This is a genomic window from Algoriphagus algorifonticola, from assembly GCF_007655305.1.
Lineage (GTDB): Bacteria > Bacteroidota > Bacteroidia > Cytophagales > Cyclobacteriaceae > Algoriphagus > Algoriphagus algorifonticola.
In genome coordinates this window covers 109,485-126,527 of record NZ_VLOG01000055.1, presented here as the reverse complement: position 1 = coordinate 126,527, position 17,043 = coordinate 109,485, and the positions used below count along the sequence as shown (strand labels likewise).

The following is a 17,043-nucleotide window of genomic DNA, read 5'->3' as shown; positions in this document are numbered from 1 at the left end:
ACTAAAGTAAAGCTTAACCCATCAAGGTTGGGCTTTTTGTTTTTAGCACTGATAAATTTTTCAGATACCTGGAGCATTTTATTTTTGAAAGACGTGATACGAAGCCAAGAAATTTTCAAAGTTGGCAGGTTTCATAAAGCCCTTCACTGAATAGGGTATTTTCTTTTTTTCAGATGTTCTACTTACTTTAGGAGTAGTTTAGTAAGTATATGCGCATAGCTAGAAATTTCATCATTATTTTCATTCTCTTTTTTTCATCTTGCGACAGCTGGCTGCAAGATATCGGCTTAAAAGATATTAAGCGAATTGACGGGCCATGTACCATTTTGTTGGTAGATGGTACAGTCATAGAAACTCCCTATAGTTTGGAAGTGACCATTCGAACTGAGGCAATAACTTATAGAGATGAAAATGGAAAGCTATGGTCTCTTTTTAGAGAAGAATACGAAAGTTACTCCTGTCAATAAAAAAGCAGCCCGAAGGCTGCTTTTATCTTTTAGTGTGCTGCTGTGACCGAAGGAACATTTTTGGAGTTCTTTTGCCAGATAAATAAGATAATGAATAGCACAATTAATATGGATGGGAAAATGGTAAGCTTGAGAAGAGTTTCCTGGCCGGTTGCCAATTCTAATTCAGCACCACTAAGACCCGCTGCTAAATTGGAGGCTCTTGCAGAATCAATCCAGCTACCGATGACAGGTTGCCAAATCGCAGTAGAGAACATTCCGACACCACCTATGATAGACATACCCAAGGCCCCACTAAGAGGTACTCTTTGAGCTACTGCACCTACCATTACAGGCCAGAAGTAACATACTCCAATAGCAAAGATAAATGCCGCAACGTAAGCCATTGGGCCAGTAACAATGCTAAACAAGTAAATACCGATAGTTGCGAAAATTGCTCCTCCTAGAAGTACTCCGGTTTGACCCAGCTTACCAACTACTGGACCTGCGAAGAATCTTCCTACAGCCATTACACCGGTGGTAAGAGCAAGAATCAACATGCCACTAGCTCCTGAGCTATCCAAAACCACATTTGCCCATTGTTGGGTACCAAACTCTGTGATAGCTGTCAAAGCCATACAAATGAAAAGGAAAATATAGAGCGGACTGATCATCGCTTTCAGGTTGCTGGTTACAGAAGTAACTCCTTCGACGGTTGGTTTAGGGAAGGCTTTTCCAAAGAATAGAACGGCATAGGCAACGGTAGGCACCATCATAACCCAAATTTGAGCTTCCCAGCCAAATCCAGCATCGGTCATGAACTTTGAAATAAGAGAGCCAAGAACGATACCACCAGGGAACCACATATGGAATCTGTTTAGCATTTTATTCATGGTAACTCCAGTGTACATGTCAGCAATCATTGGGTTACAGGCAGCTTCTGTACATCCATTACCGAAGCCTATAAACAGGGTGGAAATCAATAGTGTAGTGTAACCATCTGCAAAGATTGTCATCAGAATACCCACTGTGTGGGTTACGAAAGCAATGTTCATGATGATTTTTGGACCTACTGAGTGGTAAAACAACCCTCCCAGAATCATGGAAATCGGGAAGCCTAAGAACCACATGGAGTTGATGAAACCAAGTTGCTCGGCACTAAGCCCAAATTCCTCTCCGAGTTGCGGAAGAATTCCAGCACGGATTGCAAAGGTAAAGGCCGTGGTAATCAGCGCGAGACAGCTTGCATTGAAGAGCGCGTTACGGTTAATAGCTTGAGTCATAGAATAGGTTTTTTGGATTTAGGATTGATAATGCATTCGATTGAAACGTTTGAAAATAGGAAAAATATTGCAATCGGGCTTTTCCGCCAATAAAAATTTTAATCCTACCTATTCGATTACAAAAAGTGAGCTGGTTATTTTTTCCTCAAAACCATAAATTTTATTTCTCAAAGCAAGTACAACTGCATAGGTCCCTAACGGAACTTTATTCCCTTGCAGAGTTCTTCCATCCCAGTTAAGAATAGGTTTTTCTATTGGTATTTCATTTATGAAAGAATGAAAGATTAATTCTCCCGTTCGGTTGTAAATAAAAACCTCCGCTTCTGTTATCCCCTGGGATACGAATACCCTGAAGTCTCTGTTGGAGTCATTCAACACCATAGCATTCGGGAATACCACTTTAAAGTTACATGCGTCATAAGTTGTGAAAGTGGAGAAAAATTCACAACCATCAATCGTAGTTACAATTAATGAATAGGTTCCTACTTGGTCTGGTTTGTAAATCCTATTTGTTGAAACTAAGTCTTCTTCAAAATACCACTCATAGCTAGCAAAATCTCCAGGATCTATACCGGGAAGATTATTTTTCTTGGAGCAAACTGTATAGACCTCTTCCAGATTAGGAGGTGTTAAAAGGGTGCTTTTTTCAACTTGAATGAAACTTCTTCCAATCTCGCATCCTATTTTGTTGAAAGCGACGGCTTCGTAGCTACCTTCTCTAGTGACTTCTATTTCAAATTGATTCTGAAATTGAGGTAAATCTTCTCTATTGTCATTGATATCAAAGTAAATCCACTCAAGGCGGTTTACAGCATTTTTTGTTGTGCTAAGAGTAATAATTGATGTGCCCGGCTCAGGACAGATCTTAGATGCACTCAAATCCATTGGAACAGATAGGACAGGAGGTTCTATTTCGAATGCTATAGGTTCATTTGGACAACTTCCAGTTTCTAATGGTTGAACATTTAAAGTAAATTTCCCATTGGAGGTGGGGTAAAATAACTCTCCTCTTCCCACTATATCTCCCGATTCATTGAGCCAGCGGATAGACGTTTGTTCGGGTTTTAAACCTGCGATTTCGGTCTTGTAAATCCTGTTCCCAAAGCAATCTTCTTCTAAAAGGATTAGATCGAAATTGATTTTAGGGATCACATTGACCTCAAAAGTAGTTCTCTTTGGACAGCCTCCAGTGGAGCTATCTGAAGCTTTCCCCAAAAGTGAATAACTCCCACCTTTTGTGAGTATAAATGGCTCTCCCGAGTTTTTTGTGATCTCATTGCCTGAAGGGTCTGTCAGGGTAAGGATTAAATCTTCTGAAGTTTCAGGAATCAATTCAAAGCTCTCGCATATATTGATTTTTTTGGGAACGCTGAAGTTTACAAGATTTTTTGACTCGATGATTATTTCTTGGGTAGGGTAGGCACAGCCGTCTATATTTAATTCTAAAAAATATGTCCCTCCTGCTAATGTCTGTTCTACCACTTGCTGATTTTGGATAAATCCTTTTACTATGGTACCAATTCCATTAGACATTACTCTATATTCACCGTCCACATTTCCTTGGTTGAATGTCAGTTTTAACTTTCCTTGGTTAACTCCAATTGCACCGCAGGTTTCAGGCTCAACTTCAATAGTTGGTTCATTGATATCAGGAACTTTACCTGTATTAATAGGAGGGTCTTTAGGAGCTAGGTCTAGTAGAGTGGTTAATTTGCAACCCTTGGAGTAGGCTGAAATAGTATAGATCTGAGCTTCAAGGTTTGAGAGCGAAACTGCTTGGTTTTCCGGCACGTTAGACTGGAAGAAACCAATCTCTACCACTATCAATGAGTCTAAATCTGTTGAAGCATTAATGGTAAATGCACCATTATTTACTACACAGTTATCAGGCCTGTTTTGAATTGTAAAGTTTAGATTCGGTGATTCGTTTACTGTGAATTTTTTCCTTCTTTCTGACCTACAATCAGGGTAATTTGGGTCAATTGCACTAAAAATTATTGTATACTCTCCTGGACTTGAAATGTCGGTGTTGCTTAAAGGGATTTCAAAAGCCGACCCTAAATCTGTTTTATTGTTGGAGCCAGGTTTGATAATGCTCCAATCACCAGGATAAGGCGTATCTAACCCAGCTGATAGGGCTTCGCCTTGACAAATGGAACTTTTACTTAGTTGAATCTCAAAGTCGAGCGATGGTCCTACATAGGTAGTTCCGGTGATTAAACATTCTGCTGCACCAGAGGTGTTGTTGGTCAAAAATAATTCGACTTGATAAAAGCCTTCATCAAGAACAGTGACTGTGTTTTGGTCTCCAATTACTTTTCCATTAAAATCTTTCCAGATAAAAGTATAATCTGAAATAGTAGAAGTATTTGGATCAATTGCAGTTAGTTGAACAGGGGTATAGCTACAAATCAAATAATCAGGCAATAGAACTAATTCTGGTCCTTTCTTGACATTTACAGTCAAATCATCTCGGTAGATGATAGATGTAGCTCTTCTAACACTAAGCTCTACTTTGTAAAGTCCTATCTCATTGAATGCTACCTTAACGGTTTCAAACTGAGGGCCTCCACCGGTTCGGTCAAAAATCACATTTCCTTGTGGATCTGTAACCTGCCAGGAATAAACATCCTGAGGATCACCTCCTCCACTGAAAGTACCGATAACTCCACCGAAAATAATACATAGATTTTCAGGGCCTACCAAGTTGGGGTCAGCTTGATAAGCATGATTTGAAGAGTTAGGTTGAATTGCTTCAGTCATGACTTTTTTTGCGGCAAGGCCGCCTGTCATAACCAAAAACAGAATAAACAATACCCCAATCTTCCACTTAGGAAATTGAGCATTTGTTTTCACGGATTCCTTTCGTTGGGTGATATCTAATTTACTTGATTTTGAGGAAATAAGCTTTGCTTAATTCATCATTCAAAGATCAAAAATCCAACCAAAATAAGGAATACGGTTAATTGTTTCTTAAATATAAAAATCTGGATGAGAAACTTGCTATCCTTAAAAAGATGGTAAGTTGGTTGGATTTATTCAACAACCAGCAGGGAGCCTATTGTCGTCTGATTTATATTCCTCTCTGTATTTGAATAATTTATCCGGATGGTATATGCTCCATTTGGAATCTTCCTTCCTTGGTAGGTTCCGTCCCAAGCACAAGTTGACTCCTCGGAAATAAGATTTTTATTTTCACAATGAAAAATTAATTCTCCCCATTGGTTAAATATCCAAACATCTAATTCGTCAATCAGATAATTGGTGTAAATCAAAAATTGCTTATTTGGGTCACTTGGTGTAAGTGCTGTAGGGAAACTTACTCTTAATTCACATTCTTCTTCTGTTGTAAAGGTAGTGGAATAGGAGCAGCCTTCTAGGCTCGTAACTGTCAGTGAATAATTTCCAATCAGATTAGGCTTGTATGTTGGGCTGGTAGAGACTAATTGTTCTCCAAAGTACCACTCGTAGGAAGCAAAGTTTCCAGGATTTAAGACAGGAGCTATTTCATATCTTGGGCATATTAGATAATTCTCCTCCAAAGTAGGTCTGACTACATCCTGACTTTTTAGAATCAAAATACTTTCCGTACCTAAAAGGCATGGAATTGAGTTGAATATTCTTGCTTCGTAGCTTCCTTCGTTAGTTACTGAAATTTCTCTTAGATTGGTAAAGTTGCTTAGTTGAGTCGATGTTCCATTAATATCTGTAAACCACCACTCAATTCTTGAAACCTCATCAAAATCTGTGTCTAGCCTAATGTTTGTTGAGCTTGCATCTGGACAATAAGGGTCAGATTCAAGAGCTAGAGGCAAAGAAAGAACCGGAGGCTCAAACTCGAAAGAAATCGGTTCAATTTGGCAAGTGGTTGAATTCGCAGGTTGAACCTCTAAGCTATAAGCTCCAGGGTTAGATATCTGAAGAAATTCATTTCCTCCGATAATTGTCCCATTAGCGTCTCGCCAAAAAATTTCTACCTCGTTGGCTTGATAATTTGATAAGGAGGCTTGATAAATTCGGCTTCCAGAACAATCTTCCTTGAATAATATAGGCTCAAAAATTACTGGTTCTACAATACTTACTTCAATTTCTTTTTGTTCTGGGCAAAATGGAGTAGGACTATCACTGTCAAATGCCAAGAAGGTATAAGTTCCTGGCTCCATAAGTTCAAAAGAGTCTCCTGAATTTCCATCTAGCTCTTCACCCGAAGGCGTGGTCACGAAAAATATCAGATTTTGATTTGTGGTTGGGATAAGATCATAGCGCTCACATATGGTAATTTCCTGAGGAATGTCGAAAAGAACTTTTTCTGGAGTAAGATCTAATTCAACAGAGGATCTTCCAAGTTCGCAATTTTTGTTTATATCAGGAATAATGCTGAACACTGAAGCTTCATAAGTTCCCCCGACTCGAGTAGTAATTTCAGTTTGATTTTTTAATTCTGGTAGCTCAATAATATCTCCATTTTCATCAAATCGCCTCCATTCAATATCTGTTATTGCATCTGGAAAAGTTGTTTCCAAAGTAATCATGGCTTCAGGGCCGAATTCACAGAGCTTGGTAGTAGTTAGTGTAACATCTACCGACAAAACAGGATCTTCTATTTCAAATTCTTTGGGTGGAATAGGGCAAGAGGAGCTATTGGCAGGTTGAACTTCTAGCTTGAATGTACCGGTGCTGGTCGGATTTAGAAACTGGTTATTCCCTACCACCTCGTCATTTTCATTGTACCAAGTAAATATTACAGAGGTAGAGTCCCTATCATAAATCTCAGCTTTATAGGTTCTATTTCCTAAACAGTCTTCTTCGTTAAGTACCACCTCAAATTCAACAGGATCTACTAAAGTGACTTGGAAAGTTTGGGAAACAGGACATAAATCATCCTGATTTGGAAGTCGCCCTATAATCTTATAAGTCCCGTCTTCTGTAATAGTGAATGGCTCGTTTACGTTCCTGAACTCTGAATTATTGGAGGGACTGATTAACTCAAATTCTAGTGCTTGGGTAGTTTGTGGAGTGAGTTCAAAGGATTGACAGATAAAAAGATCACCTGGGATGGAGTAATTAACAAGCTCTTTTCCGGGGATTTCAACAAACTCCTTTTTGGGTAGTGAGCAGGAATCTTGATTATAAAGTTCGAAGACAAATTTTCCTCCCGGAACGTCTATCAATAAATCCGATTTATCTGAAAAGGATTCATTCTTATAAATAGCTCCTTTCTCACCTAAAACTCGATAAAAACCATCTATAGGCCCATTGAGAAAGTTGACCTTGAAGCTACCATTAAGTTTTCCATCAAGTGTACATGTTTCCCCCTTTTCATCTGTTATTTGGAAATTTAGTTCGGTTGGAGGATTATCTAATGGGACAACTGAGGCATAAGAATTCCCACAATTTCCTAAAAAGCTTATCAAATTATATGCCCCTGACTCTAATCCAGATAAAGTATATATATCCCCCGGCTCAAGGGATGGAGACACGACAGAAGTTCCTTCTACAATGATATAATCGATCTTCGTATTTGCCCTAATTTGAACTCCTCCATCGGGTATGTTACAACCACTCGATCCAATTGAGCCTATGATTGTAAAGTCTGGGATTGGATTAAATGTGAATGTGTTTTGGATTAATATTTCACAATCTACTGCATCAGGATTGATAACCTCATAGGTGACTTCGTAATCTCCAAAACCATCATTAAGTTGGTTTTGAAAAATAAAGAGAGATTCACTTGTGGTTAAAAATGTTCTTGAGCTTTCCCCAGCTTTGTTTAAATACCAGTTTCCAACGCTACTTGGATTAGTTGAAAAAGTAATTCCTTGATCTTCACAAATAGAACTTAAACTTTGTTCAACTTTTATATCAGATGAGTTGCTAACTTCGGTCGAAAGGTTAGTGACACATTCAGATTTCCCAGAACTATTTGGGACGAATACAGTAACAAAATATTTACCTGAATTAACGACAGTTAAGTTATTAGCATCCCCAATTTCATTTCCCGATTCATCTCTCCAAATAAACTCATAAGAGGCAAAGTTTGGAGATGAAGGATTAATGGCTGTAAGATTTAATGGGTCTGTTCCACAAAGAGAATATTTAGCTTTTAAGGCAGGAGTGGGTCTGTCCTGGACTAATACATTGAGAGTTTGAAGAGGAAAGACCAAGACGCCTCTTCTCACAGAAAGTTCTACCCGATGAACTCCTCGAATTGAAAAGGTGTAATTGATTGTTTGTAGGAGAGCACCCCCAGAAATAGATAGTAATAGAGAATTGTTTGGGCCAAATATTTTCCAAGAATAAACATCAGCAGCCGGTATACCTCCCCCAGAAAAAGTTCCAATTACACTTTCTCCGCCCAGTGGAAAACATAGCGTTTCAGGACCTTGAAGATCGGGTTGATTTACTAATGGGAAATCAAATTCATCTTCTGAAAAATTAGCGCTGCTAGGTGTGAGTATAATTGAAAAAAAAAACACTCCTAACAAGAGCAAAATTGTTGCTCTATAGTTGGAGTGTAAGTCTTTCAATTTATTCAAATGCATTTTTATTGGAGTCAACCACTATTTTGGAATGTAAATCTACCAAATTCCCTGACTACCAAAAAATTAAGCCTCGAATTACTTTAGATTCAAGAATTATCCCTTTTCCTATCGAACAAAGACCCAATCCTTCCCATCACTTAATGGATCGGAGAACTCATACCCTTCAATATCAAAGGTTTTAAGTTTTTCAGGATCGGTGATTCGGTGTTTTATGGCAAAGTCAGTCATCATACCTCTTGCCTGCTTCGCAAACAAGCCTATTACCTGATACTTTCCATCTCTGTGTTCCTTGAAATGAATATTGATTACAGGCGATTTCAAAGTCTTTAAATCAACTGCCTTAAAATATTCCTGAGAGGCCAAGTTAACAACCGGTTTTCCGGCAGCTACTTGATTGATTGCTTTCGCAATTTTAGTATCCCAATATTCGTAAAGATTTTTTCCTTTTTTAGTTTCCAGACGAGTCCCCATTTCTAGTCTATAAGGCTGAATAAGATCAAGGGGCTTCAATAGCCCATATAATCCTGAAAGAATTCTTAAATGATTTTGAGCGAATTCGAATTCCTCTTCATTGTAATTGTCTACATCAATTTTGGTGTAAACATCTCCTTTGAATGCTAAAAGCGCTTGCTTGGAATTGTCAGGAGTAAACTCCTTTTGAAAAGTTTTAAATCTCTCTTCATTTAAGTTCGCCAAGCTATCACTTACTTTCATTAGGTCTGCGATGTCCTTCGAACTTTTCTTTTTCATTACTGATACCAAAGATTTGATATCAGAAGTGAATTCTGGTTGGCTGTATTCTTGGAAATTTGGAGTGCTGTAGTCTAAAGTTTTTGCAGGAGAAATTAGAATTAACATTACTGTATAATCGTTATTGCTTTGGTTATTTGTTCGGTTTTGTTCTGATCTACACTAGTAAACCTGACAACTATGGCATATGTTCCGTTTGGAACGAATTTTCCATTGACCACTCCATCCCAAGGACAGAAAGGCTGAGCAGGCTCAAGATTTTGATGCTCACAATAGAAAATAAGCTCTCCCCATCGATTGAATACAAATACTTCCGCTTCATCAATATATTCGTTGGCATATAGAATGAAGTTTCTGGATGGGTCGTTTAAAACAACACCTGTTGGGAAGGAAACCTTCAATGAACAGTCCTCTAAAACCTCAAAGGTTTCTACATAGAAACAGCCTAAATTATCAGATACTGTTAATTCGTAAATGCCCGGTAGAGTAGGTGTGAAAATTGCATCCTGCGAAACCTCTTCTCCATTCAATACCCAAGAATAATTATCATAATCTCCCGGATTAATGCTTTGAGTTACTCCTTCGATAGCACAAATAGTAAACCCAGTAGGGACAACAGGGGGGATGATGACGGATTTTGCTACCTGAGCAGCTGCTCTACCAAGATCACATCCCGCAGCACTTCTTAATAAAACCTCATAGGTTCCCTCTTGATTAGTTTCAATAATTGGTAAATCGTCAAACTGAAATAACCTGGTTCTAGTCCCACCCTGAACAGAATACCATTCAATATTTGTCACATCACTTAGATCTGCTACCACTGTGAGGTTGGTAGTTGCCTGATCTATGCAGAAAGGAGTAACATCCAATTCCAAATCTATAGTAAGCTCTCGGAACTCAGCGGTAAAATTAATTGGCGGAGTTGTACATAAGCCACCACTTCTTGGTTGTACTTCCAGACTATACTCTCCATCTCTAGGTGGAGCAAAACTTTGTTGCCTTCCTACAATAACTCCCCCCACATCTTTCCATAGAAAGATAACATCAGCCGGAACCGCATTATTCAATTGAGCTTCATACCTGATCCCTACCTGACAATCATCAATTGGACCTACTAATTCAAAATCAATAGGTTGAGTAATGGTAGCATTGATGTTTATCTCCCTAGGACAATCTTCTCCACTTGGATCTTGGCCAAGAAGGGTGTAAGTGCCTGTTTGAGTGATAGTGAAAGCCCCATCTGAATCTGGTTGGATAGTATTTCCTCCGGGGCCAGTTAAGGTGAAAGTAAGCCCATCGGATGGGGTAGGGCTGAAGGTATAGCTTTCACACGCTGTAAAATTGCTTGGTGCTGAGAATTGAACCAAGAATTTTTGTTCAACGGTATACAACTGAGGATCCGGAATGGCACAGTTACTAGGGTCTATAATTTCAACCGCATACTCCCCGTATGGAACTGGAATGTCCACAGAATTCACATTAGCTAAAGTTCCGGAAAAGACTTGACCATTTCCCTGTCGGGTAATTTGATAACTACCATTTACAGGAGACCCGCCAGTAAAGGTGATTGAAATTAACCCCGGCTCAATTCCATTAGGTCCACATGTTTCATCTGTAGAGGTCACTGAAAATTCATATCCTGTAGGAGGGTTACTGTTTTCAATGCTCATCGTGGCAATGTAAAAACAGCCGAAGGCATTTTCTGCCTCAATGGTGTATACATCCGGTAATAAATTGTTAACCGCGATTACATCACCTGCATTGACATTGGTGAAAACTTCTCCTGTTTCCTGGACTGTGACTGTAGAGGCATTTGCCTGCATGGTAATTTCAAAGGACCCATCAGCAGTAGTACAATCTGTTGCCGGAGTCGTTTGAACTGCGGTAAATAGCGGAAGCTCGTTAACTATTAGATCAACTTTTTTCTCAACCTGACATCCTTCTAAAATCGGGTCTTGAGTCACAAAAATGATTTCATAATTTCCAGGACTAGGAAGGGTATTAACCAATAATTCTAATTCAAAAAACTCCCCTAAAAGAACTCTATTTCCGTCCTGATCTCTTTCATAATACCATTCTCCGCTGATTGGCGTGTCAGGTGCAAAGTTGACAATCACATCTTCAAAGCAAACCTCTTGGGCATCCTGATTGATATCAAATTCAAAGGCAGGACCAACAAACACCTCCGCCGTGGCAGGGCATGTTTCATAAAGGGCGATTTCATCATCGCTTAATCCGTCAGGAATTCTATAGCTGACCACTACTGTGTAGATACTTTCCTCATCAACCGTAATTGTGTTGGAGTTTTGATCTCCAAATACCTGACCTGCTGCATTGGTCCACTGAAAATCATACAATCCTTCAGCTGGATCATAACCATCAATTGCTGTTAAAACTACTGGGGTTCCAGAACATAAAGTGGCATCAGATTCCAATGTTAAAGTTGGTGGAGCATCAACCTGAATCTCTAAACTGTCCACAAAATAATTCTCTGTCGCACATCTGGTTACATTCAGTTCTACTGTATACAATCCAGGCTCATCGAATAGTTGATCCAATGTCTGGAACTGATCTCCAGGACCTCCGAAATTATCCAAAATCACTGTGCCGTCGTCTCTGGTTATGGTCCAGAAATAGGAGTCGATATCGGGTTCTCCGCCACCTTCCAATAGGGCACTTGCCCCATTTACAGGGTCTAGGCATAATCGTTCAGGTGCCAAAATTGAAGGTTCAGGAATAGAACTGCCGCTGTTTTGAACGAAAGAGGGTAAGCCAAGATTTGCAGTTCCCGGCATAGGCTCGACAGAATTCTGATTGAAGGTACTACTGGAATTACAACCTGCGCCAACTGCAATTTGTCCAATTTGATTGCTTCCCACTACAGCGACATAGATGTTTCCATCCGGACCTATCTGTAAGGCTCCCAAGTTGAGCCCGGTAGTGCCTCCTACTTGATTTCGGGTGGAAAGAATACAGGCTTCTCTTTGAGGGCGCGTATTTGCATTACCAAAACAGGATGGACATGTGGCAGCATTGGGGTCATCATTATCCACAGGCTGAATGGTGAATTCTTCCACTCCAGGCCCTCCATTTCGGTAAGACACAAAGACTTTTTCACCGCTGTCTGAGAATTCCAAGCCATAAACATCTCCATTACAGCCCAAATCAATTCTGGCATATTCGGTCATTCTACCAGTTCTGGCATTGAAATCGAAAATTTCTAATTTATTACAGCCTCCCTCTGAGATTGTAACGGCTACTTTGCTTCCGTCAGGACTAAATTTCATAGCACCTACTCCTGAATTGAATCCATGATTGCTACCCACCGAACTGAGCACGGGCTGCCCGATACCCTGAGAGGATACAGGATATGCTCTAAAGGTATTGTTCCCCAATTCATGGAATAGCACCCAGGTAGTATCTCCGTTGTTAAAAGCTGCAGAATGTTCTGTAGCAGGGCTAAATAGGAAGTTGTCTTTGGTTACTACATTTCCTACCCCCGTCGGATTATCAGATTTGATATCTACCAAAGAGAATTTTACTTGGTTACTTCCATTTGCACTTCTTTGAGTCGTAAAAAGGTAAAATAAAGTTTGTTCGTCTGGGACAGGAACCGCGATAACGCCTTGACTAGATCCATTATCTCCACCAATGGCATCTCCATTAGCCATCAAGTCTCCGTTTAAATCCCAGACGGACTCCCCGTCTGTATAAAACAATACCTGACCGGCTTCATCTGAAATGGTGGTTGTACCTGCCGGAATATTTTGAGGGTGTCTTTGGGCAATGGGTCTCGGAACAGGTGCATTCGGATCATTTGGATCAGGATTAAAGTCTATCCCTGCTCCATCTCCAAAATACCAGATATTATTGCTTTGATCTTGCAGGTCCCAGACCTTGACTCGGATTTCGGCATAGGCATAGCATTCTGAACCTGGCTCTCTCACCAAAACCCAGTATAGTCCAGGAAGACATACTTCATTCTCCTGCCTTGTACCCCAGCCTTCATCACGGTAATTTGACCAGAAATATTCGTATTGATCGCCACCGCCCGGAGGTGCTTCGCCATCCTGTTGACCAGCTGAATTTTGAGCCTCAAGGAGTGCTGCTATATCCACACATTGACCCTCGCAAATCGTGGTGTCTTGTGGCGTAAAGTTCGCCTCCAGATTGTTTTCAGTGAGTGGGATATTTTTTGTAACAGTTTGACTTTCCCCATCCGCAAATGTTACAGTCAAAGTCACCGATACGCTTTGTCCCTGGGCTGCATCAGCCGGAATTAAAAAGTGTTCTTCTGTATAATCCGCAGGCAATGGGTTGCCGTCAGAATCAGTGAGCGGAGGATTGAATTCCCAACTGAAAGAAACAGGCCTGTAATTTTCCGGCGTAATTTCGCTGGTCAGCTGAACAGGATTGTTAGCACAAGGCATGTCAGGGTCCCAATCAAAGTCAACTGTGGCGTTAATATCCGCATTTGGTGCAAAGGTTGGGAAGATAGTTCCGCAAAAGTCAACACCAGCAAATGGATCAATTTCTACATTGATTTCATCTATTTCCTCCTCATTTGGGTTGGTTACTTTACTTATGAGTTGTGGTCCTCCAGTGGTTTCTTCATAAATAAAATAGAGTTCTCCATCAGGCCCAACTTTCAGATCGTAAACGGTGGAAGGTTGTGGATCTAATGGAATTTCCTCTGGAGTAGCTGAGAGATCATTGCTTGGAACTCTGAAAAGTTGACTTCCTCTGGAGAAATAAATGAAATTACCATCCGGAGAAAAGGTTGCTCCTTCTATGGAGTCTGTCCCTCTGGATTGGCTAATAGGTGTAGGATTGCTGAAATTTCCTAATGAGGTATCAAAATCCAGTACCATGATATCATCTCCTGGATTTTCCGGAATTAAAATCAATTTCCCACTGTCCTGATCAAAAACTATGGCTTTTGGAGTGAAAGGAAGGGGTTGCGTATCCGTTTGGGTAAAGTTGCCCGCTGTTCCTTCAATTCTCCTAGAAATTAAATTTCCTCCATTAAAGCTGATCAGGTAAGAAGGAGAGGATGGAGATTTAACTACTAAAATTGCTCCCTGAGCATTCCCGATAGGTTGATCTTGCTCAATGATTTCTCCCAATGGACGCTCATTTCCGGTCGCTTGCCCGGGAGCATTCATATCTATCAAGGTGTAGAGCAGTTGTCCCCCTGGTGATACGTAGAATAAATAAAAGAGCTTATTTCCATCCGGCTCATATTCCAAAAAGCCAGAAGCCACTTGCTGTCTGGTATCAATCGGACCATTTAGATTTCCAACTTGGCCTTGAATGGGAGCTCCACTATAATCATAAACAATAGAGCCATTTGAATAAAATAATGGCTGCCCAGTGATGGGGTCGATCGTAACTGAGTTACTGAATTTATCCAGGATGATAGAACCGGGAAGACTTTGAACAGTCGGGCTTTGTCCTTTACCGAAGGATAAATAATTATTTGGAGTGCCAGAACCGCAATATCCAAATATCCATTCATTGTCATTAAAACCCTGAGCAAAGGATACAGATGTATTTCCAGCACAGAAAAATGCGCTTAAGAAGGTGAAAAAAAGGATAATATGTATGGAATGCGGTTTGCTTTTCATATTTTTCGAACTGCTATCTAAAACAACCTAGAGGAAGAAACGTTTTAGATGCTGACTGAATATTCAAATAAACGAACAAATCCTTGTTACGGTCTTCGCTGCTTATAGTTTTTTTCGGAATATTGGCTTTTGGCCTTAGCATGCCCTTGCATGCGCAGGATCCGCAATATAGCCAATATTATGCAGCGCCTTTGTATCTCAATCCAGCCATGGCAGGCGGAGAGCTTACAGGCAGGGTAGGTTTCAATTACAGAAACCAATGGCCAAGCATTGATGCTCAGTTTACCACCTTCTCAGCATTTTATGATACTTACCTCCCCGAATATAATGCAGGAGTAGGTTTTCATGTAATGCAAGATACAGAAGGAGCGGCCAAACTTCGATCTACAACCATTTCAGGTATATTTTCTTATGAATTAAAATTAGGCGAAAACTCTTATTTCCGCCCCGGATTTCAGGCAAGCTACATTCGAAGAGAAATTGGATTTTATGAAAATTTAATCTTTGCCAATCAAATCAATCCTAGTGATCCTTTCGGGCCTACCTTGCCTGGGTCTGATATTCCGGGTCTTGGAGATCCTGTAGGTATGCTCTCACTTTCTTTGGGAGGGATGTTTTTTACAGAAAACTTCTGGATTGGATTGGCTGCTCACCATGTTAATGAGCCGAATCAGTCTTTTATCGATGGCTTAAGTCCCTTGCCAGCCAAATTCTCTCTACATGGGGGATATAGAATTGCATTGGGCGAGGGTAGTTTCCGTGGAGATTTTACCCACATCAGGAAGCAGAGATATTTGACACCGACATTTAACTACAAAAGACAAGGGCCATTTGAGCAATTGGATGTAGGAGCCTACTTTTATGTGGAACCCTTGGTTTTCGGGCTTTGGTACAGAGGGCTTCCTTATAAGCCTGTCAATAACCAAAGCAACCGTGATGCAGTTGTCATGATGGTGGGAGTGAATTTACTGAGTGGTTTGAATATTGGTTACAGCTTCGATTATACTGTGTCCCAGCTTGGAATACAGTCTGGAGGAGCTCACGAATTAAGCCTTTCCTGGACACTTCCGAACAATTACCAAGGCAAGCCCTCCAGAAGGGATACTATCTTGCCTTGTCCTAAATTCTAAACATTTTACATGAGTCCTGAGACTTTAAAATACCTCTTGATAGGAGTGGTGAGCTTTGGTTTTTTGCTTGAGAAAATTTTAAGCTACCTGAATATCCAAAGGCCTGTGCCTAAAGTGCCAGAGACCTTGGGTCAATATCTGAGTTCAGAAAAGTTAGTGGAAGCCAAAGCCTATCAGCGTGAAAATTACAATTTTGGCCTAGTCACAGGTATTTTTTCTTTTGCATTAACAATCCTGTTTATCTATATGGGCTGGTTTGGCTGGATTGATGATTGGATTGGTAACTATATCAGCAATCCTCTTTTTCATTCGGTAGCCTTTTTTGCCCTCATATTTATTGGATCTGATTTGATCAGCTTACCTTTTGATTATTATAGCACCTTTATCATTGAAGAAGAATACGGTTTTAATAAAACCAGTTTAGGTACTTTTTTCTCAGATAAACTGAAAGGATATATTCTTTCCCTGATTATCGGGGGTGGCTTATTACTAGTTTTCTTATGGTTAATCCATCAGATGGGACCTCATTTTTGGTGGATTTTCTGGTCAGTGGCAGCAGTATTTATGATTTTGGTCAATTTATTTTATACTGCCTGGATACTTCCCCTCTTCAATAAATTAACTCCCCTGGAAGATGGAGAATTGAAGCAGAAAATCATTCATTATGCACAATCAGTTTCTTTTCCTCTGGAAAATATTTTGGTAATGGATGGAAGTAAAAGATCAGCCAAAGCCAATGCCTTTTTCTCAGGCTTTGGCAAGAGAAAAAAAGTAGTCCTGTATGACACATTATTAGGACAGCATCCACCAGATGAATTGGTCGCTGTTTTGGCTCATGAAGTCGGGCACTACAAGAAAAAGCATATCATTTTGGGCATGTTGACCTCTGTATTGCAGGTTGGCTTACTGTTGTTTTTGCTTTCTCAATTTATTTTTTCAGAAAATATGAGCCTGGCACTAGGTGGATCTGCATGGTCCGCTCAATTGAATATCATTGGATTTACCATGTTATTTTCACCCATATCCATGATAATTGGGATCGGAATGAATTGGCTCAGTAGAAAAAATGAGTTTGAAGCAGATGCTTTTGCTAAAGAAACTTTTGATGGTAAGCCTTTGGCGGAAGCACTGAAAACTCTTTCAGTGAAAACGCTAAGCAATATCAATCCTCATCCCTGGTACGTGTTTGTGAATTATTCCCATCCGCCTTTACTGCAGCGATTAGATAAACTGGAAAATTGAGGGGGTAGGCCAAGAATATAGAA

At 40.1% G+C, this 17,043-nt stretch carries 8 protein-coding genes; 3 read left to right on the top strand and 5 right to left on the bottom strand.

The features are described 5' to 3' along the window. Window positions 1–209 precede the first annotated feature (209 nt). On the top strand, window positions 210–467 hold the full coding sequence (locus FL972_RS15325; RefSeq protein WP_144606642.1) for a hypothetical protein: 258 nt from the start codon (window positions 210–212) through the stop codon (window positions 465–467). A gap of 29 nt (window positions 468–496) precedes the next feature. Here FL972_RS15325 and FL972_RS15320 read toward each other — a convergent pair whose 3' ends face one another. The 5 genes from FL972_RS15320 to FL972_RS15300 form a co-directional block, all read right to left on the bottom strand. Further along, a complete protein-coding gene (locus tag FL972_RS15320) occupies window positions 497–1,729 on the bottom strand; it encodes an MFS transporter (RefSeq protein WP_144606640.1) in 1,233 nt (410 codons plus the stop codon). A 108-nt stretch (window positions 1,730–1,837) separates the two neighbouring features. Continuing rightward, window positions 1,838–4,492: a hypothetical protein gene (locus FL972_RS15315; protein WP_144606638.1), complete on the bottom strand. Its 2,655-nt coding sequence runs from the start codon at window positions 4,490–4,492 to the stop codon at window positions 1,838–1,840. A gap of 272 nt (window positions 4,493–4,764) precedes the next feature. Continuing rightward, window positions 4,765–8,271, bottom strand: a complete 3,507-nt coding sequence (locus FL972_RS15310) for a T9SS type B sorting domain-containing protein (protein ID WP_144606636.1) — start codon at window positions 8,269–8,271, stop codon at window positions 4,765–4,767. A gap of 105 nt (window positions 8,272–8,376) precedes the next feature. Then, entirely contained in the window at window positions 8,377–9,129 is a 753-nt protein-coding gene (gene yaaA / locus FL972_RS15305) for a peroxide stress protein YaaA (protein ID WP_144606634.1), read from the bottom strand. Continuing rightward, entirely contained in the window at window positions 9,129–14,648 is a 5,520-nt protein-coding gene (locus FL972_RS15300; protein ID WP_144606632.1) for a gliding motility-associated C-terminal domain-containing protein, read from the bottom strand. Before FL972_RS15300 ends, yaaA begins: the two co-directional genes overlap by 1 nt. 83 nt (window positions 14,649–14,731) lie before the next feature. Here FL972_RS15300 and FL972_RS15295 point away from each other — a divergent pair, with 83 nt between their 5' ends. Together FL972_RS15295 and FL972_RS15290 are read left to right on the top strand one after the other, a co-directional pair. Continuing rightward, window positions 14,732–15,778 carry a PorP/SprF family type IX secretion system membrane protein gene (locus tag FL972_RS15295; RefSeq protein ID WP_144606630.1) on the top strand — a complete coding sequence of 349 codons (1,047 nt, stop codon included), beginning with the start codon at window positions 14,732–14,734 and terminating at the stop codon, window positions 15,776–15,778. Window positions 15,779–15,787: 9 nt separating this feature from the next. Continuing rightward, the gene (locus FL972_RS15290) at window positions 15,788–17,020 is read left to right on the top strand and encodes a M48 family metallopeptidase (RefSeq protein WP_144606627.1); all 1,233 of its coding nucleotides are present in this window, start codon (window positions 15,788–15,790) and stop codon (window positions 17,018–17,020) included. The last annotated feature ends 23 nt before the right edge of the window (window positions 17,021–17,043 follow it).